This is a genomic window from Nocardioides psychrotolerans, assembly GCF_900113685.1.
Lineage (GTDB): Bacteria > Actinomycetota > Actinomycetes > Propionibacteriales > Nocardioidaceae > Nocardioides > Nocardioides psychrotolerans.
In genome coordinates, this window is record NZ_FOQG01000003.1 from 199591 (window position 1) to 221723 (window position 22133).

Sequence of the window (22133 nt, forward strand, 5' to 3'; positions counted from 1 at the left end):
ATACCACGCATTCGCCACGCACAACGACACTATTTCACGGCCCCAGCAAGGCGAGCGGGACGACGGCGACACCGTCTCGACAACGGTAGGCATGTTCGCCGGTGGTGATCACGACGCGGTCGGCCAACCGATCGCCGATCTAGCCTGGAGCCAATTGAGGTGACGCACGTCCTTGTCGCTGACCGTCTCGCTCAGCTTGATCTCGATCGCGACAACCTGCCGGTCGGCGCCTTCTACGATCAGGTCGACCTCACGCTCGGTCTTTTGGTGCGCAGGTGCCCCACTTGTGCCGATGCGGATGCGGCGTAGACCCGGACGCTCTGAACCACGAGCGACTCATACAGGGCACCCAGCCAGGTTCCCGTTGCCGCGGACACTCTGTCACCAGCACCCTGCAGCAATCCGGCCCTTCCGACACCCACCAGGCGCGCTGCCAGCGCAGGGTCCACGAGGTGATGTTTCGGTGAGAGCGTCAGCCGTTTGAGTGGGTTGAACATCGGAACCCACGCCGGAACTGGGTCGAGGACGAAGATCCGGCTCAGGTGCTCGCGGTAGTTGTCGACGGTGGCGCGCGATGGCTTGTCGACAATCCCAGCCGTGGCGGCGTCCAAGATCTTGGTGTACGCCGCGTCCGTCGCGGTTGCTGCCGCATACGCGATCAACCAAGCGCGCACCGCTTCGGGGCGCCGCACGTTCAGGCCATTCTCGGGCAGCTCCTTCTCAACGATGCGCGACACATAGCTGTCGAGCTGGACTGTCCGCGCCCGTTCGGGCAGATCCCTGATCCCAGGGAAACCTGACCTCAGGATCTCGTCGACATACAAGGACAGACCTACGCCTGACCTACCTGTGATGACCGGCCGACTCCCGCTGAGCAGCTCGCTGATAGACACCGTCGGATCCTGCACTCCGCGCTCGGCCATCGAGAGGGGGCGCATCGGCAGGCTCACGATACGGCCGGCGCCGGAGTGAATACGTACGCCCGGGTCGACGCCCGCGGAGCCGGCGAGCAAGAACTGGCTGCCCCTCGAGTCGTCGTCGACCGCGTTGCGGACGCGGTCCCAGACGGAAGGCTGAAGCTGCCACTCATCGATCAGTACCGGCGGCGGCAGACGAGTGACGTAGTCGACGTCGGCCGCAACAATTTCCCGCTGCGCGCGAAGGTCCAGCGAAACGACCGTGCGTGCGCGCTGCTTGGCCGTCGCCGTTTTGCCGACGCCCTTTGCACCCTCCAACGCGATTGCTGCGAGATGGGGGAAGAGGTCGTCGAGCAACTCGTCGATGACACGTCGTCGATACTCCACGACCCGAATAGCAGATCGACGCTGGTGAACTAAGCGTTTCGACGCCTAGGAACCAGGCGTTTCGGCGCCAACGAACTAGGCAATCCGACGAACTCGATGATCAGTTGAAGTGTTTCATCTGTTCACCGCTCTCAGGGTTCGCCCACTGGTCCAGGAGCCAGACTCGTTGAAATTGTTGCGGACTCTGTGCGGACTGACGAGGCCTACACCTCTCTGACCTGCATCACCGCGCCGCGTTAGTAGTACCAGGGGTAGCATTCGGCCGGGTTTCGGCTGTCCACGACCGTCATTGAAGATCGTCGAAGAGTGGCGCTGACCTGCGCCAGCACTGTGCCTAGCGCCGACGGGCTGCGTTGGTTGCGATCGGGCAGAATGGGCCGTCTTGCGGACTTTTTGCGGACTGAACCCGCCCATCAGTTGGTCCTGGTGTTCGACAGGTGCACACCGATGTAGCCGATGTACGCCTTCTTGGTCTTGGCAACGTCGGCGGCGTAGTACATCCGGGGTGCGTTCTGGTCGCGGTGAGTCGGCGCGAAGTGCGTCGCCATGAAGACCGCCCCCGCGGGATTGACCTCGGTCGGGACAGGGAAGGTGCGCTCGCGCCGCATCCGAGCGTTGTTCTGCACGGTGTCGCTCTCGTTGGCCTTGTGCCGGTGGGCCGGGCACTTCCGCCCGTGGACATCGGCAGAGTTGAGGTACATATGGAGGTTGCCACTGAAGCCGTGCTCGACGCATTCCGCCACGTAGTCCCGCAGGACCAAAACGTACTCCCAGAAGGACGAGGCGTAGGTTCCGTTCGGGTCGGCAGCGTCAATCTCATCCGCCCCGTCGATGGCCTTGTCGACATCGGTCAGTTCGACGTACTTGAGGATGTCGCCGAAGTTCTCTGGGTCGGTGAGGCGCTCGACGATCTCCGAGACGCTCACCGGGTCCGACTCCGATGCCGAGATTTGCTCCTCGACGTAGGTGTACTTGTCGGCGCGTTCGGCACGCCAACGCTCCAGCGACCTCGCCTTCTTCTCGGCGTCGCGGCGTTCCACCTCCGCGAGCGCCCTCTCGAGTTGCTCGGCTTCCAACTGACGGCGCAAGTCGGCGACCTGGTCTTCAAGCCGTTCACGCTCGACCTGGAGCTTCTCAGCGTTGTTGGCGGCAACCAGGACAATCGCCTCCTGCTGCTCGAACCTGTCTGCGATGGCCTGAAGTGCCGCTTCATCCACTGCCTCTCGCCCGGCGATCCGGTACACCAGCCCCTTGAGCTTGCCCAGCCATGAGGGCCCGAACTCGGCGACCGCAACGTCGACGGCGACGTCGTCCTGACTGGCGACAACAGGTTCAGGGACCGGCGTCGCCTCAGGCTTGATCTGCTCCCGCTGAAGCACGCGCACTGTACGAGTCAACTCTGCCGCCATCTCCGCTTCGAGGAGGTGGAGACGCGGGGTTATTGCAATAGTTCGGATCAGTCGCTCGGAGAACCGGGGCTCGCCACGGAAGTCCGTGTCAAGGCCTTGGCTCATCGTCCTAGCGGTAAGGATTCGGTGGCGACGAGCATCCGCCCAGTCGCCAAGCACGACTCGTGGCACGAAGGTACGAACCGCCCCCATCGGGATCGAGTGCGTGGCACCGAGTTGGGCATTGAGCGCGTCAGCCGCATCCGGTTCCAGGATGAAGAAAGAGGCGCACCCGATGGCGTCCCGGGTCAGCGTGGCGACCGCCTTCGCCCACGTGGCAACCGGAACCCCGGGTACCGGCGCAGCCACGACAATCGACAGATCGCGATGCGTGTCCTCGATGAAACCGACGAGATCATCAACATCATCAACTCCGACCGTGCGGGGCTCGCTCAGGACGGGCACCGATCCGTCGTAGGCATCGACCGCTTGGAGCGTGTTGCGAACTACCCGCGGGGTCCCCGGCTGCACGGGTGATCCGTCTCTGCGCTCACCCTCCCCCTCGAACCACAAGACCTGTTTCAGCCGACGCGACCCCGGAGCAGAGGTGGCGTAGAGGCGGGTCGTCCACGTGCCGTCGTCGTTGGTCTCGACGTAGTCCAATAGGAGTCGAGTCAGCTGATCTTCGCCCACCTGCTCAACGACGGTCAGGACCGAGTTCGGCCCAAGCCGGACCGTTCCTGGGCCGTTCCAGTCGGACAACTCGATGGTCTTGCGTGGGTCGCGGACCATCTCGACGAGCCAACTGCGGAACTGTTCCTTGGCGATTCGGACGGCGTCCTCGCGCTCGTCGAGGCGGAGAATCGATCGATATCCGACAGCCATTAGTGAGCTCCGTTCTGCTCGACGGGGGTTGGCGCCAGGAAGGTTGGCGCCATGCTCTCCATCTGCTCGATGACGATTCGGATCGCCTCCGGCTGCTTGTCCGGCGGGTACTTGTACTTCACCAAGAGCCGCTTGATCGACGAGCGCAGCTTTGCGCGAACGTCATCACGGACGGTCCAGTCTGTCTTGATGTCGCGGCGCATCACGCCGAGAAGCTCGCGGGCGATCTGGGCAAGTACGTCCTCACCTTGAATTTCCACGGCGGACGCGTTGGAAGCGACGGCGTCATAGAACGCGAGCTCGTCGGAATTGAGTGGCGGCGTGAAGTGCGCACCGCGGTTTCCCTCGGCCGCGACCTCCCTGGCGAACTCGATCAGCTCGGCGATGACCTCGGCGGAGGTGATCTGCTGGTTGATGTATTTGTTCATCAGCTCGCGCAGTTTCTCCGAGAAGGCTCGGTTCCGCACCAGATTGTGTCGCGCCGCCTTGGCCGTCTCCTCGGTCAGGAGGGCACGCAACGCCTCGATCGCGAGGTGCGGGTTCTCGGCCTGCAACGTCTTGGTGGCGAACTCTGGCCCCAAGTCGGAGAGTGACGGCTTGGGCATGCCAGCCGCCTCGTAGATGTCGACCACCTCCCCCGTCTCGGTGGAGCTCGCGACGAGGCCCGAAAGTAGCCGCTGGATCTCCTCGGGAACCGGTCGACCTTGGGCCTGGCGCTCCTGGGCATCGAACTTGCCCATCCAGACCCGGACCTCTTCGTAGAACTTCGCGGCGGGGCGAAGGTCGTCGAGTGTCTGCGACCCCGCCGCCAGGGCCCATGCGCGCGCCAACTGGTTGGCGAGTTTGCGGAACCGGTCGACGAGTGCGGTCTCACCCTCCGCCGGCTGGTTGCCGGGCGTTGCAGGCGAGCGTAGGTAGTTGGTGAGACCGACAGCAGCCTTGATCCAACTCCGCGCGTCTCCGAGAAGCTGCTGGCGCCAGGGGAATCCGGCGCACAGCTCATCCAGTGAAGTGATGAGCTGGCGAGTGAGAACGGCGGCCTCGTCGATGTTGCGCCCCACCGGCTTCTTGGCCTGGTCGGTCTCTGTGTACTCGGCAAGGGCCTTGCTCAGATTCTCGACGAGCGGCGCGTACGCGACGAGCAAACCATCGGCCTTGCCGCGGAAGGTCCGGTTCACCCGGGCGAGCGTCTGCATGAGCAGGGCGCCCTTGAGCGGGCGATCGAGATACAGAGTGTGCAGAGGTGGCGCATCGAAGCCGGTGAGCATCATGTCCTTGACGATGACGATCTGGAGCGGGTCCTCGGCGTCCTTGAGCCGCTTCTGGATGACCTTGTTGAGCGCCTCCCTGCGGACGTGCTTCGCCACGACACCCGCATCGGACGCCGACCCGGAGTAGACGACCTTGATGACACCCTTGTCGACGGCGTCGTCGTGCCAGGCCGGACGCAGTTTGATGATCTCCTCGTAGAGGTTGGCGCAAATTTCCCGAGTGGCACCGACGATGAACGCCTTGCCAGGCGACTCAATGAACGGTGTCATCGCGACCGACCGCTTGTCCCAGTGGTCGAGGATGTCCTTGGCCAGCGCTTCCAACCGCGCGGGCGCCCCGTACATCGCGTTGATAACCGCGACAGACTTCTCGACGCGCTCGCGCTCGACTTCGTCGAGGCCGGTGACCGCTTCGTCGGCGGCAGCATCGAGGTCGTCCTCGGTGACATCACCTGCGAACTTCACAGCGATGAGCCGAGGCTCGAAGTACACCGGCACCGTGGCGCCGTCCGCCACAGCGCGCGTGAGGTCGTATGTGTCGATGACGGCACCGAAGACTTCCTGCGTGTCACGCTCCGCCGTAGAAATCGGCGTGCCGGTGAACGCGATGAACGCGGCGTTCGGCAGTGCGTCACGGATGTGGCGAGCGAAGCCGTCGAGATCGTCGTAGTGGCTTCGGTGCGCCTCGTCGACGATCACAATCATGTTGCGGCGAACTGTCAGCAAGGGATGATCGAGGCCGCCCTCGCGCTCCCGCTCGGTCAAGCCGAACTTCTGCAACGTCGTGAAGTAGATGCCGCCCGTCACTCGGTTGGACAACTCCTCGCGCAGCTGCCTGCGCGTGGTGACATTTATCGGACCCTCCGCCAGCAACTGCGAGCGGTTGAACGCTTCGAAGAGCTGGCTGTCGAGTTCGCTACGGTCCGTGACCACGACGAGGGTCGGGTTCTTCAACTTCGACTGCTGGGCGACGGCGTGGGCGTACAGCTCCATTGCCATCGACTTGCCGGAACCCTGGGTGTGCCACACGACGCCCGCTTTGCCGTTGGACTCAACGGCGTCAACCGTGTGGCCGACGGCCTTAGTCACCGCGAAGTACTGGTGTGGCTTGGCAACCCGCTTGGCGTAGCCGTCGGCGCCCTGATCGAAGGCTACGAAGTCCCGCTGGATCTGGAGGAACCGCTCCTGGTTGCAGACGCCGTTGACGAGGTCCTCGATCTCTAGACGCACCGGTTCCCACTGATCCGGGTCGGCACGGAACGGCCTGCCCTCGTCGTCGACATTCCACGGCGAGTAGTGGTTGAGCGGCGTGAATGGTGTGCCGTACCGAGCGGTGATCCCGTCGGAGATGATCGAAAGCACGGCGAAGCGGAAGGCCATCGGGAACTCGCGGAGGTATGTCGCAAGTTGCGCGTGCGCAGAGGCGATGTCGGCCGACTCCGACCCTGCGCGCTTCAGCTCGGCTATCACGACCGGGAGGCCGTTGAGGTAGAGCACGATGTCGAAGCGGCGCTCGACTTCAGCGGACCGGATAGTGACCTGGTTGACGGCGAGGAACTCGTTGTCATCGACGTTGTGGCTGACGAACCGGATGGTCGGGCTCTGCTCGACGCCATCGGAGTCGACGTAGGTGATGCCCCGGTAGCCGTCGACGAGGATCTGGTGGAGACGGAAGTTCTCGGCCAGGGGATCTTGAGACTTGGGTGCCCGTATCTCGGCCAGGGCCTGGACGAGGTACTCACCTGGCACGGTCGGGTTGAGCTTGCGCAGGGCGATCAGGGTTCGACTCGGCAAGACGATGTCGTTCCACGACTCACGGCCGCCCTCAACACCGGGGGCAACGTCCTTGCCGGGCGTCGGAATCCATCCGTGAAATGAGAGTGCGTCGAGCATCTGCTCTTCCCACTCGGCTTCGCTGACCACTAGAGCGCTCCTTCAAGAGAGTTCACAGCATCTCTGACGCGGACGTTCGACGACATCAGCAACGGCAGGACCTCGTCCCGGGTTGCCGCGAGCCTCTCGGACTCCGCCGTGATCGTTGCGGCTGCCGCATGCGTTGTCCCGACAAGGTCGCCGAACGAGTCCATCCGTTCCTGACTCGTGAGGCGGACCTTCAAATCCTTGAAGCGGCCGCGCGGAAGCTCCGGGAACGTTGCGCCATTTGCGAAACTTAAGAATTCCTGCACGCGGCTCTTCATCTCATGAAAGAGCCACCACTGATGACGAGCCTCCTTTGCGTTCACAACGATGAAGCCTTGGTTGACTGCGGTTGGCACCTGGGCGATGGCGAAAGCGCCAATGGTCGCCCGTGAGGTCATAAGGATTGACCCGGCCGGGTACAGGGCAGACGCACAGGCGCTAAAGCCTTCGCCCGTGATCATCCGGGAGGTCCGCTTCAGATAGGGGGCCGCGAGAGCAGTCACATCCGTGGGAGTCGCCCAAGCAATGTCACCACCCCAGTACTCCTCGATGTTGGTCCGGGGAGTTCCTCCGCCGCCTACGTCGGCGACATCTTTGAATGTCAGGTGTTCAAAGTTGGCCTTCCGAACAGCACTCGCGAAGTGGGCGTCGGCGAGGTCCAGAAGGAGTCGGACCGCCTTCGCATTCGCGGCGATCTTGTCGTCGAGCGCTCCCAGCAAGTCAACGAGCACCCGACGAGGCGTGGTCGGGGCCGGGAACTCAAACGCGAAGAAGTCGTCTCGAGGAAGACCCATGGTGGTCGTTCCCGTGGCATGCGATCGGCAGTACTCCCGGTACTGCTGCGTTCGGAGGATCCAGTACAGGTACTCGACATCGACCGCGGACGACTTGAGGTCAAGCCGAACGGTGTCTTGTGTCAGCCGGCCTGTGGGGCCGCCCGCAGGAACCATCGCCACCGCTCCAAGGAGATCCGCCGTCTGAGTGACATCCTTCAGGGATGCGTACAACTGGCCGGGGCGAACCAAGAGCTTCTCTGGAGATTCCCCCCCGTAAGTTCGAAGCGAGTCGGACCTGAAGCCACCGTGCCGCTGAATGGTTCCTAGGCCCAGAAGCACGGGGCCTGGCTGACCCAGCAGCGCGCTCTTGTACGTTGTGCCACGTTCGACCGTCACTACGTCGCCGAGTCGAATCGTCTCGGTCATGACAGTCGCTCCAGTTGCTTTCGAACGACAGCCTCGAACCGCGCGGACTCATCGAAGGCGGCGAGGAGCTCCTTGGTGAGCCGCTCGATTTTGACCTCGATTTCCTCGCCGTCCGCCTCGGACTCGGCTGCCCCGACGTACCGGCCCGGTGTCAGCGCATAGTCCGCAGCCTTGATCTCGGCGAGCGTGGCCGACTTGCAGAAGCCGGGAGTGTCGGCGTACTTCCTCGTCGCAGACTTCGTCCCCCGCCATGCGTGGTAGGTGTCACCGATCCGTTTGATGTCTTCCCGCGACAGGTCGCGCTCGGCACGGTCGACCATGTAGCCAAGATCGCGGGCGTCGATGAAGAGCACCTGTCCGGAGCGGTCGATCGTTCCCTGCTTGCCCTTGGCCTTGTCCTTGGCGAAGAACCACACGCACACCGGGATCCCGGTGCTGCGGAAGAGCTGCGTTGGAAGGGCGACCATGCACGAGACCAAGTCGGCCTCAACGATCTGGGCGCGAATGTCGCCCTCGCCGTTGGATCTCGACGACATCGAACCATTCGCCATGACCACGCCCGCCTTCCCGCCCGGCGCGAGCTTGGACAGGATGTGCTGGATCCACGCGTAGTTGGCGTTGTTGGCTGGCGGGACGCCGTACTTCCAGCGCGGGTCCTCGACGTTGCGCGCCCAGTCCTTGATATTGAAGGGCGGGTTGGCCATCACGAAGTCCATTTGGACGTCAGCGTGCTGATCGCGGGCGAAGGTGTCGCCCCAGCGGGCACCGAGGCCCTTGTTCTCGATGCCGTGGATGGCGAGGTTCATCTTCGCGAGGCGCCAAGTCTCCTCGATGGACTCCTGACCGAACACGGCGATGTCCTTGGGGTCGCCTTCGTGCTCGTGGATGAACTTCTCGGTCTGGACGAACATGCCCCCGGATCCGCAGCAGGGATCGTAGACGCGACCGTGATTCGGCTCCAGCAGCTCGACGATCACCTTCACCACCGAAGGCGGTGTGAAGAACTCGCCGCCGCGCTTGCCCTCGGCGCGGGCGAAGGCACCGACGAAGTACTCGTAGACCTCGCCCATGAGGTCGCGGGCGCGGTGCTCACCCTGTCGGCTGAAGCGCGCATTGTTGAAGAGGTCGACCAGCTCACCAAGGCGACGCTGGTCGATGTTGTCGCGGTTGTAGATGCGCGGCAGCGTGCCGACCAGGGTCGGGTTGGCCCGCATGACCGCGTCCATCGCCGCGTCAATGAGCGCGCCGATGGTCTTCGCAGGCTCTTCACCGGCGGCAGGCTTGCCCTTGGCGTTCTCAGACAGGTGGCGCCACTGTGCCTCCGGCGGGACGACGAAAACGCCGTAGCCCTGGTACTCCTCCGGGTCGTTGATCAAGTCGGCAATCTGATCGTCGTCATACCCCTCGGCGAGCAGGTCGGAGCGGATCGCCTCACGACGCTCGTCGTAAGCGTCCGACACGTACTTCAGAAAGACGAGGCCAAGGATGACGTCCTTGTACTGGTTCGCCGACAGCGATCCACGGAGCTTGTCGGCAGCCTTCCAGAGCGTGTCTTTGAGCTCCTTCATCGTCGATGGGGTTGTGGGTTCGGTCTTCTTGCGCGGTGGCATGTCAGCCCGCCTTTCTCTCGGTGGTTGGTGAACCGAGCGCGACCGAGCCTTCGGCGACACCCTGGATCAAGTTCGTGATGATGTTGGTTGCGGCTTCCTCGTGACAACGCAGCGCTTCGAGGTGGTCAAGAACGCCGCCAAGCGCTTGCTCCAGCTGCTGAACTTGGGCTCTCGGTACGTTGGGCACGGACCACGTCTTCCACTCGGAACTGGTGGCCATCTCGTTGATCGCCGCAGTGAGAGCCCGCGGCCCGATGCCCGCGCGGAGGGGCTCGAGCCGCAGGATGCGGCTCGGATAGGCCACCAGTGATCCGCCCTCCTCATCGACCAGCGCCCGAGGGGTTGGTGACGCGGCGAACACCACGTCACCCGGTTCCGTATGTGCAGCGTGGGAGTAGTGTTCCGCAGCTACGAAAGGATCAATGAAGGTTGCGGCAAGGCTGGCGTCCCCTGACAAGACGCGGAGAGACCCGGTCGGGTCGAGATGCTCACCCTTGATTCGGCACCCACTCTGAATTCTCATCAACGGGCTCCGGCCCTCGACTAGAGAGCCAAGCCTCCGCGCCGCGGTCGCCGGCAAGCCCGTTCCGTCGGCAATCGGCACGTCGAAGCCCGCGATGTTCTCGCGGGTGACGAGAGATGCAGCGATCAGACGTTCGCGAGACGTCCCCGCCTCGGCCGGTTGATGCTCTGAGGCACCGACGCCAGGTACGACGACCGCGTATGACGTGTTCGTCCATACGAAGGTCGACTCCACAGAAAGGCCATAGCGGTAAGCGCGTGCCGGGGTCTGCTGGAGCGCGCCCAGCACATCCGAGGCCAACTCAGCAGGATCAACATCCCGGGCAGAGAGATCTGCAACCACCACACGAGCTGAGGCGGTGCCGCCTTGCAGCACCCAGATTCCGAGGCTCTTCCGGTGGGCCTCCCTCCACAGCCCTCGGGGCAACTTGAATGCTGCGCTGAGAGCAGGCGTCAGCGGCTCGGCTCCCAAACCTTCGAGTGTCTTTCTGCGGCTGGTGTGGAGGGAGCCGGCCGGAGGAAGTGCATCGCAGAGCGCCGACGCCGGACCGAGCACGATGGCCACCTGATTCACGTCGAGGTCCACGGCAACGTCATCGGCAAGATCGAGAGCTTCGGAGTCGCTGAGTCCGACTGCGGAAACGACTCGTACCAAGGCCCCCGCCAGTGTCACCGAAGTGATGCCGTCGAGAGCTAGGTGCCGAAGAGTTGACCGGTCGGCCGCTCCTCCCGCTTCACGGAATCCCGCGCCAACCCGCCGGTCCCGCGGGTCGAGCCGCAACTCGATCGCCACGTTATCGGGCCCGAGATGAGTCCGGCAGGCATCGGCGAGCTCTTGCAACAAGCCAACCATCTCCGGAGTCAGGCCCCGGCTTCCCTGGGCCGCTCGACTCGCGTACAGGCGATCCAGGGCATCGGCCGGTCCGAACGCAGCCGCAAGCAGCTCATCGACGTACACCGCCAGGCCGTCATCGCCGGCAACGCTGCGGATGTCGCTCAACAGGTACTGATCGTCGGGGTCCAACTCCTCAGCGAGCGCGACCCGTTGGTCGGGGGTCAGAGGGGCCAGATCCTGCGAAACACCGCCTCGCAGCGCGAGCATGACGACCGCATTTTCCAGATCCAGATCGCCGGGGACAGCGACCGAGGGAGCGTCGAGCCGCGCGTCGGCGTTACGACCACGTCCAGTGACATCGAGCCAGTCAAGGACCTCACGAAGGTCGAACCGTTCAGCCCCTTGTGTCACCTCGGTCGCGGACGGGAAGGGAGCGGAAGCCGGACGCCGACGCCAGTTGGTGACTGCCTGACGCGTTACGTCAGCAATCCGGGCGATCTCGGTCATGGTGACCTGCGATTCCATGCTCTGCCTCCTTCCACGTCTCGGCGATCAACTGACAACACAGACGTTAGCCACATCCGATCCAGTTTGGGTCGGGTCACCTGTTTAGTCGGCTAAACAGCCTGTGACCGCGTGTCTTCGTCATCAGTCGGTCAACATCGAGGGCATAGGCCATCGACGGCGGCGGCCCGGACACCTGGAGGTACGAGATGAAGGACAACCTGATCAAAGCGCGGTTCGACCAGGCCGGCACCACGGTGGTCATCGACGGGCTGGAGATCGCAGAGACAGACGTCATCGGCGAGGCCCGATACTGGATCACTGGCGAGCGTGGCCAGCGCTGCGATAACCCCGCCGAGCTCGCCGGTGCCGATCTGACGAAGTTCGCAACCGAGGCCCTGGTACTCGGGGCGAAGGCGCTCTCTCTGACCGCGCAGACGACGGAGACGAGGGCGCTGGAGCGCATGTTGAAGGATGTCGGGGACAAGACGGCTGAGGCGACTCGGCAGGCAGGCGAGGCGACCGCATTGGCGACCAAGTCCGCCACGGAGACCGTAGCGAACGCGGCTGCCGACGCCAAGAAGGCGATCACCGACGCTGACGAGGTCACCCGCAAGCACCTCTCCGAGGCGGTGGCGTCGACGAAGAGGGACCTCCTCGCCGAGACTCGCCGGCTTTTCGGCGGCGACAACCCGGAGCTTCTGGAGCGGCTTCAGCCGGTCTTGGACAAGTTCTCGGCTGCGCTGGAGAAGCAGGTCCAGACGAGCACCAGCGAGCTGCTCGCGAAAGCCACGAAGCAGCTCGACCCCAGCGACCCGACCTCGCCGATGGCCAAGCACGCAGCCACGCTCGCCGAGCAGCAGGAGCGGTTCACGCAACAGATCGAGAAGGGCCAGACCGAGCTGAGCGCCAAGGTCGATGCCCTCAGCACCGCACTGAAGGTCCAGGACGCGAAGACGTCCCTCGCGAAGGTGACGCCAATCAAGGGCGGCTCCTACGAGGGCCAGCTCCACGCGCTGATGAACGACATCGCCGCTGGCCTCGGCGATGAGTACGAGGACACCACCACAAAGACTGGTCTCGTGCCGCGCAGCAAGAAGGGCGACGGCCTGCTCTCGGTGGATGGCCAGGCCGCCCGGGTTGTCATCGAGATGACCGACTCCGCTCGCGCCAACTGGGGCGACTACCTCGAGGAGGCCGAGCGCAACCGCGGCGCCAGCGCCTCGCTGGGTGTCGTGCGGACGCCGGACCAGAACAGCGGCCACTCGATCCGCGTGCTCGGGCAGCGGCGGGTCGTCGTCGCCTTCAACCCGGACGAGGACGACCCAGAGGTGCTCCGCACCGTCACCTTGCTCCTGCGCACCGTGGCCATCGCCGCGTCCGTCCGCACAGGCGAAGCTGAAATCGACACCGCCGAAGAGAAGATCAACGAGGCGGTGGCCCAGTTGGAGAAGATCGACGCCATCAAGAAGACCGCTGGGTCGATCCAGAAGGGCGCCGCCAAGATCGAGACCGAGTGCACGTCGATCACGACCAGCATTCGCAGACTCCTCGACCAGGCCCTGGTCTCCCTCGCAGGCAGCCCGACGGCGAGCGACTCGACCCAGGTCAACGGTGCCGCTTGACCGGTGGGGGACGGCGCCCAGGTGGCGGCCGTCCTCCAATCACACCGCACGCGAGATCCTGAGGATGAGTTCCAGGGCGTCGGCATCACCGCCCGCCGCGATCATCCGGCGTACGGCGGACTCGAGCCACAAGAGAAGGTCAGCGCGGCCAGCGATCAGCGGGTAGGTCGCTGGCGTTGCCCCATCATGGAGGTCGTCGAGCGTCAGGAGGAGCTCGCGGAAAGTGATCGCCGTGCACTCCGGCGAGATCCGAGCGAGGGTCGCCAGACACGTCCGTGCGGTTGCGTAGCCGGTGGCGTACGACTGAGATTCGGAAGGCATGCCGCAACGCTGACCACGCGTGCCCATCGTTCGCTACTCGTTGGCAGCCGCCTGTGGATACACACCGTCCTACGGCTCTTGTGGACCACCTTCAATCCACTCCGGCCTCTCCTTTCATCCCCCTCATCATTGGAAATCGCTGACCTTCATCACCTCCTCAAATCCTCTCCCCCATCACCCCTCACTTCTCTCCTTCACCCCTTCATTTGAGTCGGCACGCATGCTACGAAGGACGTAGATGGGTCGCCCGAGATTGGGCGGCCCACGAGGCATTTCTGGGGCCTCCGTTGGTTATCGACGGACGCGTTGGATCGGGTGGATCCGAGGTGATCGGCATGCACGGCGGGGTGAAGTTCTACAAGGGCGCGGCCAAGGCCGCACGGCAGTACGTCGAGCGCGACTGCGCCCGCTACGACGACTACTACCTCGCCGAGGGCCAAGGCATCGCGATGCGGTTCGTCGCCACCCCCGAAGGCACGGTCGAGAAGAAGCCGGATATGGACGGCGACACCTACGAGGGCTGGGTCGCCGGGCAGGTCGTCGAGACCGGGCTACCGAAAGGCCGGCTCCGCAAGGACCCGGACGCGCTGCGGTTCGTCGAGGTCACAGTCAACGGGCCGAAGACCTGGTCGCTCGCGGCCGCCCTCAACCCGGAGGTCTCCGTGGCTCTCGACGCCGCCCAGGAGCGGGCAGCCAAGCAGATCATCAAGTACCTCACCGAGCACGCCACCACCCGCGTCGGACCACGCGGCCGACAAGTCCAGGTCCCGGTTGAGCAGATCGAAGCCGCGGTGATCCGGCACTACACGTCGAGGGCGGGCGACCCGCACCGGCACCTGCATCTCCAGATCAATGCCCGGGTGTTCACAGCCGGTGCCTGGCGGGGTCTGCACTCCGTCGGGGTACGCGACATGATCGAGGCGGTCAACGGCATCGGGCACGCCGCCATCGCCACCGACCCAGAGTTCCGGGCAGCCCTCGCAGAGGTCGGGTTCACCGTGGATCCAGAGACCGGTGAAATCAATCAGCTGGTGCCGTTCGTCGGAGCGTTCAGCGCACGGACGGCGCAGATCCGCGCCAACATCGATCGCTACGAAGCCCAGTGGCGGTCCGAGCATCCCGGCGAGGAACCCGGACCGCGGCTGCGTGAGGCGTGGGACCGGCGGGCGTGGGCCGAAGCACGGCCCGACAAGGTCATCCCCAAGGACGGGTCCGAGGTCGTCACGCGATGGAACGAGGAACTGCGCGCCCTTGGGTACGTCGATCCAACAGTGCCGGTGCCACTGGCTTCGCCTCGGATTGCCTATCTCGACCGCGAGGTGGCCGTCGACCTCGTCTTGTCACGGCTCGGAGCGAAGCTCTCCTCGTGGAACGCGGCTGACATCCGAGGACAAGTCGAGATTCTCCTCGCGCAAACGGGCCTGATCGCCGAAGCGGGCGTCCGCATCGAGCTCGCCGAGGACCTGGCCTCACGGGCGGTCGAGGGCTGCACTCCCCTGCTCCTGCGGCCCGACGTGCCCGAGCATGTGCGGTCGCTGACGTCGCCTGCGGTGCTGACTGTGGAGACCGAGATCCTCGAGCGGCTGCTGCGGCGCTCGCAACCGGTTGAGCCATCTCGACTTCATCGCGGGACTCTGGCGAGGCTGTCTCCTGAGCAGGCTCGGGTCGTGGCAGTGCTCACTGGCAGAGGCGCGTTGATCGTGATCGAGGGCGCGGCCGGTGCCGGGAAGACCACGACGCTCGCCACAGCGCGAACCCATCTCGCCATGCGCGGGCGCCGACTGCTGGTCGTGACACCGACATTGAAAGCGGCCGAGGTCGCTACCCGCGAGACCGGCGCCGAAGGGCACTCAGCCGCGTGGCTGATTCATCAGCACGGCTGGCGCTGGGACTGCGATGGCCACTGGACCCGACAAGCGGCTGAGCCCATGCCAAAGGCTCGACTCCAACGCGGCGACCTGTTGCTGATCGACGAGGCCGGGATGGTTGATCAGGACACCGCCCTCGCACTGCTGAGGATCGCGGACGAAGCCGGCGCACGGATCGCGTTCATGGGCGACCGCCACCAACTCGCCGCCGTCGGACGCGGCGGCGTCCTCGACCACGCGATCGCGTGGGCGCACCCGAACGCGGTCGTCACAATGAACCAGATACACCGGTTCGCCGACCCGGAGTACGCGAAGATCACCCTCCAAATGCGCGAGGGCCGTCACTCCCTAGCCGTCTTCGACCGCCTCGTCGAACGCGGGCAGATCGTCCTGCACGCCTCAGAGGCCGAACGAACCTCGGCGCTTGCCTCGGTCGGTGCCGACGGAGCCCTGGTAGTTGCGGACACCCGCGAGCAAGTCGCCACCCTCAACGCCGCCATCCGGAACAAGCACAGCGGCAACGACTCCGCCGCGATCACCACGCACCGCGGCGACCTGATCGGTCTCGGTGACCGCGTCGCCACCCGACGCAACGACCCGACACTCGGGGTCACCAACCGACAGACCTGGACCGTTTTAGGGATGGGCGACGACGGCAGCCTGATCGTCCACTCCCCCGGCATGGGGCGAGATCGGGAACTGCCCGCGGCGTACGTCAACGAGCATGTCGAGCTCGCCTACGCCACGACCATCCACGGCGCCCAGGGCGAGACCGTCGACCACGCCCACGTCGCCATCGGCGAGACCACCGGTGCCGCGGCGGCGTACGTCGCGATGACCCGGGGCCGAAACATCAACGTCGCCCACCTCGTCGCCGAGTCCGTCGAGGACGCCCGGAAGCAATGGACCGATGTGTTCAGCCGCGACCGCGCAGACCTCGGTCCGGCACACGCACGCGGCCAAGCAATCGACGCGATCGACCGCTACGGCGCACAGCACCGCAGGCGGCCCGAACCGCCTCCTGCTCCCGCGCCAACAATCGCGTCGAGCTGTGGGCACGGCCCCGGGCTGTGAGGGGTCACCTCCGTCGGCGCTTGCGTGGCTTACTTGGTGGCCAAGGAAGGCCGATCTCGTCAGCGATGCGACCGCTGATGCCACCGGGGTCACGCGGTGGTTTGTCCTGCGAGGCGGTGGCCGCGTCGATCACAGGTTGCCAGGCCCCACGCACGATGTCAGGCAGATTCAGCTTGGGCCACGCCTGGATCAGCAGGACACCGTCGACCGAGTCTTCGAGGATCTGACCGGGCGCATGAACGAGGGCGAGTTCGTAATAGGCAATGCGCTGAGCCTCGTCCGACAGGTCCCAGATCTCGTCGTCCTCGGTGTGGAAGATGTACTTCAGGACCTGGACCCGGGCGAAGCATTTCGGCAGCGGCACCGACCACAGCCGATCGGGGACGGAGAACGTTCCAAACTCCGGGTTCTCCCGCAGCTCGAAGAAGACCATCGGCATCACCGCCAGCTCCGCATCAGCGGCATCCAGCAACCGCTCGACAACCTCCAGCGTCGGCGACTTACGGCGGGACTCGTACTCCGAGACTGACGACTGCTGGGTCCGGGCGATCTCCGCCAACCGGCGCTGCGACAGACCCGCCGCCCGGCGGGCCACCTCGATCACCGTCTTCGGCTCCACCCGTCAATGATCGCTGATCATCGATTGGGAAGCCATACACACCTCATGGGTGAGGCCGGAAACACCGGCCCACGACCAACACGGGTCGAATCCATCAAGGAGCACCGCATGACCGCTTCACCGATCACCCCCAACGAGCACCGCCGCCACGCCACAAACCCCGGCGACGAAATGCTCACCCTCCAAGAGGCCTGCAGCTTCCTCCGCGTCCCCGAAGGAACGCTGCGCTACTGGCGCCACCTCGGCTGCGGACCCCGCAGCTTCAAGATCGGCCGCCACGTCCGCTACTGGCGTGCCGATCTCATCCTCTGGCTCTCAGAACAGACCACCCGTCCACAGGATCGCCGCTGAGCGACGCGGTCCGCCGGTCGTCGTGCACACGATGGCCGGATCCAGGAACGAGGATCAAAATGGCTGGAAGCATCGCTAAGCGGCCAGACGGTCGGTGGCGCGCTCGCTATCGCGACGACACCGGGCGCGAACGGTCGCGTCACTTCGCCCGCAAGGTCGACGCAGCGTCATGGCTCGACGAGGTGACGTCGACGCTTCACACGGGGACCTACGTCAACCCGCGTGCAGGGCGGGTGACGTTTCAGGCGTTCTACGACGACTGGGCGCCGCGGCAGCTGTGGCTGCCGTCGACGCGGGCGAACGCTGACCTGGCCACGGCGTCAGTGCCGTTCGGGGATCTGCCGCTGAAGGCGATCAGACGCTCCCACATCGAGACGTGGGTGAAGTCGATATCGGCGCGGTGGGCACCGACGACGATCAAAACGCGGTTCGTGATCGTGCGCTCAGTGTTCCGGGCTGCGGTCGCGGACCGCGTGATCGCCGCCGATCCGACCGTTGGGGTCGCACTGCCACGGCGCCGAAAAGCCGAGGCTGCGATGCGGATCCCGACCGTGTCGCAGGTCGGGCTGTTGTTGGCGCATGCCGACAGCACACGCGTGTCAACCCGACACGGCTTCCGTGCCTACGTGGCCCTGTGCGCGTTCGCCGGGCTGCGGAAGGGAGAGGGGGCAGGCATCCAGATCGGAGACATTGACTTCTCGCGGCGGCAACTGGCGGTCTCGCGACAATTGCAGCGAGACGGCGACACCTTCGCGATCCGGTTGCCGAAGTACGGCTCGGAGCGGGTTGTGCACCTGCCGGACGAGTTGGTGGAGATGCTGCGAGCGCACATCGACGCGTTCCTGCCGGATGAGACGCCGGACCGGTGGCTGTTCACCGTCAGTGACGGCCCGATGTACGACAACGACATCGACTGGCGTTGGCGCGCGACCCGGAACTCGGCCGGGCTGCCTCACGTGCGGCTCCACGACCTTCGCCACTTCTATGCCTCCGGTCTGATCGCCGCGGGCTGCGACGTCGTCACTGTGCAGCGGGCACTGGGGCACTCATCGGCGACCACCACGCTGAACACGTACAGTCATCTGTGGCCGACAGCGGAGGATCGGACGCGGGAGGCTGCCGCAGGCCTTATGAAGCAAGCCCACGAGGCCTCAAGAAGAGACACACCCGAACGCGCACCGTCGCCGCCTCAGCGCGAGCCTCCGAGGCCGGTGCTGGGCTAGATACAACGCTCTCGGTTCTCAGTCGTCTTCAGCCAACTCGAGGACCTGGCGAGCGACCTCCGGCGCGAACAAGGTCGACCAGATGACCTGACCAGAGCCGGGCTCCATCCCGGCGACTTTCGAAGGCTCCGGTTGCCAGTCGTCGCTCGCGACTCCGGGGACGCAGTCCAGGAGCAGAGCGAACATCTCTGGGTCCGGGACACCCTCGGCCACGATGGCCAGGTAGCCCTCATGCCCATTCTCAGCACGGACCAGCGCGGTAATGCGATGCGTCCGGAACTCCGCGGTCATCGCACGCCCAGACTTCAGGGACGCCGCCACTAAGCGGATCACCAGTCGCTTCATGTCGATCCGCCACGCATACGCCTGCTCGAGAGTGAATCGCTTCCAGTCCCTATCCCCGGGCAGCAAGTGCAGCGATGACACGGTCTTGCCAGTGGTGCACTCCTTCTCAAGCACCGCGTAGAAGTCGCGTTGGGCGCTGTCACCCTGGCGGCGACCGGCAGCCCCGATCCACCAAGACCCGCGCAGCGGCAGAACCCATTCGGGGAGGTCGTCGCCACGCAACTCCGTCACGGTTCCACGCCGGTCGCTGGTCTTGACCTTGAACCACACACGGTCGGTCAACGCCAGAACGCGCTCAGCGCCGCCGGCATCACGGCGCTCCGGGATGCTCTGCGCAACCGCGATCACCGGCTCGTCGATCTCGTCCAAGCGCTTCCCGATGTCGGGGAGCGCCACACCCAGATCCACCAGACAACGCAGTGTCGGGCGCACGCTGGGCGAGTTCGAAGCCATGAGGCGAACCTAGCGGGCGGCTCCGACGAGTCCTGCAGTTGCCACTTACTGGGGCAGGCCGCCGAGCTCGTCGACCTCTTCAGCGCTGAGGCCGGTCATCATCGCGATGGCAGCGGCATCGGAACCATTGAGCTTGCCGAGAGCGGCCTTGACGCCTGCATTGATTTCGTCGCGGTGCGCGTCGATGTACTCGCGCACGGCAGCGTCGACGATGTCCTTCTTCGAGCGGGACATGAAGTGAGCTGCATGCGAGACGAGTTCGTCGGTCTCGACGTCGACCTTGATGGGTGCGGTTGCAGTGGCCATAACGGGGAAGCTCCTTGAAAGGCCAGTTGGAGTGGGCCTCGGGTACCAAAGTACCCATCGGCACAAGATTCGTCTACTTCGAATGGATCACAGACGGCGAAACTCCCAACCCCTGATCTCGTCGCGCTACCCGCAGACCCGGTGGACCCGCCTGGCATCGACGGTTTTCGTCGGTCTCTTGCGGACTTTTTGCGGACCTGACGCGGACTTTTCGTCCCTACACCCCGTCTGACCTGCGCAAACGCACCAGATCAGTAGTACCAGGGGTACTGCGACCAGTCGGGGTCGCGCTTCTCGAGGAACTGGTCGCGCCCCTCGGCGGCCTCGTCGGTCATGTAGGCCAGGCGGGTGGTCTCACCGGCGAAGATCTGCTGGCCGATCAGGCCGTCGTCGATGGCGTTGAAGGAGAACTTCAGCATCCGCTGCGCCGTCGGGGACTTGCCGTTGACCAGACGGCCCCACTCCAGCGCGGTCGCCTCGAGCTCGGCGTGGGGGACGGCCTTGTTGACCGCTCCCATCCGCACGCCGTCCTCGGCGGAGTACTCGGCCCCCAGGAAGAAGATCTCGCGGGCGAACTTCTGGCCCACCTGACGGGCGAGGTAGGCCGAGCCGAAGCCACCGTCGAACGACCCGACATCGGCGTCGGTCTGCTTGAACCGCGCCTCCTCCAGGCTCGCGATCGTCAGGTCGCACACGACGTGCAGGCTGTGACCACCGCCGGCGGCCCAGCCCGGGACGACGCAGATCACGATCTTGGGCATGAAGCGGATCAGCCGCTGCACCTCGAGGATGTGCAGCCGCCCCAACTTGGCCTTGTCGTGAAACGACTTCGTCGTTCCATTGGAAGTGCTCGCTGCGCTCGCACTTTCGGCTTCGAGGGTGTCACCGTCTGCGTACTGGTAGCCGTCGCGGCCCCGGATCCGCTGGTCGCCGCCGGTGCAGAACGCCCACTTGCCGTTCTTGTCGCTCGGTCCGTTGCCGGTGAGCAGGACGCAGCCGACGTCGCTGGAGGTGCGGGCGTGCTCGAGCACCGCCAGCAGCTCGTCGACGGTGTGGGGGCGGAAGGCGTTGAGGATGTCGGGGCGGTCGAAGGCGACCCGGACCGTCCCGTGGGCCTTGGCCCGGTGGTAGGTCAGGTCGGTGAGGTGCTCGAAGCCCGGCACCTCGTCCCAGGCCGTGGGGTCGAAGGTCTGGGAGACTCCGTCGATCGCGCTCATGCGGGCGAGGCTATCGGTGCCGTTCAGGGGCTGGAATCACGACCCGACGTGTGGTGTTGTGGCAGGCATGGCACTTGAAGGCGACTACGAGCCCAGCCCGAGCGACTGGGTCCGCGAGCAGGTCGAGAAATACGAAGCCACCGGCGGCCGCGAGGGCAACACGATCCTCGACCGGCCGATCGTGGTGATCACCTCGCGTGGCGCGCGCTCCGGCAAGCTCCGCAAGAACCCCGTGATGCGGGTCGAGCACGAGGGCGCCTACGCCGCCATCGCCTCCAAGGGCGGCGCCCCCGAGCACCCCGAGTGGTTCCACAACTTCAGCGCCTATCCCGAGGTCGACCTCCAGGACGGCCCGGACCCGCACACCTACGCCGCGCGGGTCATCGAGGGCGAGGAGCGCGCGTCCTGGTGGACCCGCGCGGTCGCCGCCTACCCGCCGTATGCCGACTACCAGGAGAAGACCGACCGGGAGATCCCGGTCTTCGTGCTCGAGCGCACGTCGGCTGTCCCGGAGTCCTAGGAGATCGCGAAGACGCGCGCCGGGAAGCCCGAGCCACCCAGCGGCTTGGGCCACGTGGCGACGACCAGCGCACCCGCGGCCGGAACCCGGTCGAGGTGGGCCAGCAGCTCCACCTGCCAACGGTCCTGCCCGAGCAGGTAGAGCTCCAGGCCGTAGTCGCCGCGGGAGGTCGAGCTGCCGGGATCGGTGTCGGTGGTCTCGTGGCCGATCGCGGTGATCCCCACCGTCGCCACGAGGTGCTCGAGGACCTCGCGGCTCCAGCCTGGATAGTGCGCCACCCCGTCGGCGTCGTGGTTCGACATGGCGTCGGGGTCGGGCCAGCGGTGGCTCCAGTCGGTGCGCAGCGCGACGAAGGACCCACCCGGCAGCGGCCCGTGCTGCTTCTCCCAGGCCGTCACATCGGCGAGGGTCACGACCGCGTCGGCGTCGTCCCGCACCCGCTCGGAGATGTCGAGCACCACCAGCGGCAGCACCATCTGCTCGACCGGCACCTGGTCGAGCGTGCGGGCGCCGTCGACGAAGTGCGACGGCGGGTCGACGTGGGTGCCCCACTGCCCGACGATCGTGTAGCGGTGGACGCGGAAGCCGTCGCCGGCCGCCACGTCGAAGATCTGGCCGCGCTCCTCGTCGGGGAACGCCGGGAAGTGCGGCTGCCCGGGATGGAAGGCGTGGGTCAGGTCGGTGAAGGTGCGGTCCTGCACGAGGCTGCGCTGCAGGTCCCACAACGGGTAGTCGCTCATGGCGCCACCCTGGCACGGCCGTGGCTGCGC

18 protein-coding genes are annotated in these 22133 nt (G+C 65.4%); 5 read left to right on the top strand and 13 right to left on the bottom strand.

What is annotated here, in order from left to right; all coding sequences use genetic code 11:
* Positions 1 to 108: 108 nt before the first annotated feature.
* The 7 genes from BM204_RS23690 to BM204_RS05395 all read right to left on the bottom strand — a co-directional run bounded on the left by BM204_RS23690 (position 109) and on the right by BM204_RS05395 (position 11462).
* Positions 109 to 300 (bottom strand): DUF4143 domain-containing protein, encoded by a 192-nt coding sequence (locus BM204_RS23690; protein WP_501037381.1) that lies wholly within the window; start codon positions 298 to 300, stop codon positions 109 to 111.
* Positions 240 to 1304 carry an ATP-binding protein gene (locus tag BM204_RS05370; RefSeq protein WP_307725894.1) on the bottom strand — a complete coding sequence of 355 codons (1065 nt, stop codon included), beginning with the start codon at positions 1302 to 1304 and terminating at the stop codon, positions 240 to 242. The genes BM204_RS23690 and BM204_RS05370 overlap by 61 nt, the downstream gene beginning before the upstream one ends.
* Positions 1305 to 1717: 413 nt before the next feature.
* Entirely contained in the window at positions 1718 to 3577 is a 1860-nt protein-coding gene (locus BM204_RS05375) for a coiled-coil domain-containing protein (protein ID WP_091111034.1), read from the bottom strand.
* Positions 3577 to 6771, bottom strand: coding sequence for a type I restriction endonuclease subunit R (locus BM204_RS05380; RefSeq protein WP_218031158.1), 3195 nt, complete (start codon positions 6769 to 6771; stop codon positions 3577 to 3579). Before BM204_RS05380 ends, BM204_RS05375 begins: the two co-directional genes overlap by 1 nt.
* Complete coding sequence (locus BM204_RS05385) at positions 6771 to 7970, bottom strand: restriction endonuclease subunit S (RefSeq protein ID WP_091111036.1); 1200 nt, start codon at positions 7968 to 7970, stop codon at positions 6771 to 6773. The genes BM204_RS05380 and BM204_RS05385 overlap by 1 nt, the downstream gene beginning before the upstream one ends.
* On the bottom strand, positions 7967 to 9580 hold the full coding sequence (locus BM204_RS05390) for a class I SAM-dependent DNA methyltransferase (RefSeq protein ID WP_091111038.1): 1614 nt from the start codon (positions 9578 to 9580) through the stop codon (positions 7967 to 7969). The genes BM204_RS05385 and BM204_RS05390 overlap by 4 nt, the downstream gene beginning before the upstream one ends.
* A gap of 1 nt (position 9581) precedes the next feature.
* Positions 9582 to 11462, bottom strand: a complete 1881-nt coding sequence (locus tag BM204_RS05395) for a hypothetical protein (protein WP_091111039.1) — start codon at positions 11460 to 11462, stop codon at positions 9582 to 9584.
* A gap of 188 nt (positions 11463 to 11650) precedes the next feature.
* Here BM204_RS05395 and BM204_RS05400 point away from each other — a divergent pair, with 188 nt between their 5' ends.
* On the top strand, positions 11651 to 13066 hold the full coding sequence (locus BM204_RS05400; RefSeq protein WP_091111041.1) for a Fis family transcriptional regulator: 1416 nt from the start codon (positions 11651 to 11653) through the stop codon (positions 13064 to 13066).
* A gap of 39 nt (positions 13067 to 13105) precedes the next feature.
* Here the strand turns inward: BM204_RS05400 and BM204_RS05405 are convergent, their stop codons facing one another.
* Entirely contained in the window at positions 13106 to 13387 is a 282-nt protein-coding gene (locus BM204_RS05405) for a hypothetical protein (RefSeq protein ID WP_091111042.1), read from the bottom strand.
* A gap of 335 nt (positions 13388 to 13722) precedes the next feature.
* On the opposite strand from BM204_RS05405, the gene mobF reads away from it, so the two are divergent.
* Positions 13723 to 16329, top strand: coding sequence for a MobF family relaxase (mobF, locus tag BM204_RS05410; protein WP_091111246.1), 2607 nt, complete (start codon positions 13723 to 13725; stop codon positions 16327 to 16329).
* 4 nt (positions 16330 to 16333) lie between these two features.
* Here the strand turns inward: mobF and BM204_RS05415 are convergent, their stop codons facing one another.
* On the bottom strand, positions 16334 to 16948 hold the full coding sequence (locus tag BM204_RS05415) for a helix-turn-helix domain-containing protein (protein WP_091111044.1): 615 nt from the start codon (positions 16946 to 16948) through the stop codon (positions 16334 to 16336).
* A 108-nt stretch (positions 16949 to 17056) separates the two neighbouring features.
* Between BM204_RS05415 and BM204_RS05420 the strand changes: the two genes are divergently transcribed.
* Both BM204_RS05420 and BM204_RS05425 read left to right on the top strand, forming a co-directional pair.
* Complete coding sequence (locus BM204_RS05420; RefSeq protein WP_091111046.1) at positions 17057 to 17299, top strand: helix-turn-helix transcriptional regulator; 243 nt, start codon at positions 17057 to 17059, stop codon at positions 17297 to 17299.
* A gap of 59 nt (positions 17300 to 17358) precedes the next feature.
* Positions 17359 to 18522: a tyrosine-type recombinase/integrase gene (locus BM204_RS05425; RefSeq protein ID WP_091111047.1), complete on the top strand. Its 1164-nt coding sequence runs from the start codon at positions 17359 to 17361 to the stop codon at positions 18520 to 18522.
* Positions 18523 to 18540: 18 nt separating this feature from the next.
* Here the strand turns inward: BM204_RS05425 and BM204_RS05430 are convergent, their stop codons facing one another.
* The 3 genes from BM204_RS05430 to BM204_RS05440 form a co-directional block, all read right to left on the bottom strand.
* Positions 18541 to 19320 (bottom strand): hypothetical protein, encoded by a 780-nt coding sequence (locus tag BM204_RS05430; protein WP_091111049.1) that lies wholly within the window; start codon positions 19318 to 19320, stop codon positions 18541 to 18543.
* A 45-nt stretch (positions 19321 to 19365) separates the two neighbouring features.
* Positions 19366 to 19626, bottom strand: a complete 261-nt coding sequence (locus tag BM204_RS05435) for a hypothetical protein (protein ID WP_091111051.1) — start codon at positions 19624 to 19626, stop codon at positions 19366 to 19368.
* Between the two features lie 251 nt (positions 19627 to 19877).
* Entirely contained in the window at positions 19878 to 20843 is a 966-nt protein-coding gene (locus tag BM204_RS05440) for a 1,4-dihydroxy-2-naphthoyl-CoA synthase (RefSeq protein WP_091111053.1), read from the bottom strand.
* A 67-nt stretch (positions 20844 to 20910) separates the two neighbouring features.
* On the opposite strand from BM204_RS05440, the gene BM204_RS05445 reads away from it, so the two are divergent.
* On the top strand, positions 20911 to 21363 hold the full coding sequence (locus tag BM204_RS05445; protein WP_091111055.1) for a nitroreductase family deazaflavin-dependent oxidoreductase: 453 nt from the start codon (positions 20911 to 20913) through the stop codon (positions 21361 to 21363).
* Here BM204_RS05445 and BM204_RS05450 read toward each other — a convergent pair.
* Positions 21360 to 22103, bottom strand: a complete 744-nt coding sequence (locus tag BM204_RS05450) for a cyclase family protein (protein ID WP_091111056.1) — start codon at positions 22101 to 22103, stop codon at positions 21360 to 21362. The two genes, BM204_RS05445 and BM204_RS05450, sit on opposite strands and share 4 nt — an antisense overlap.
* Positions 22104 to 22133 lie beyond the last annotated feature (30 nt).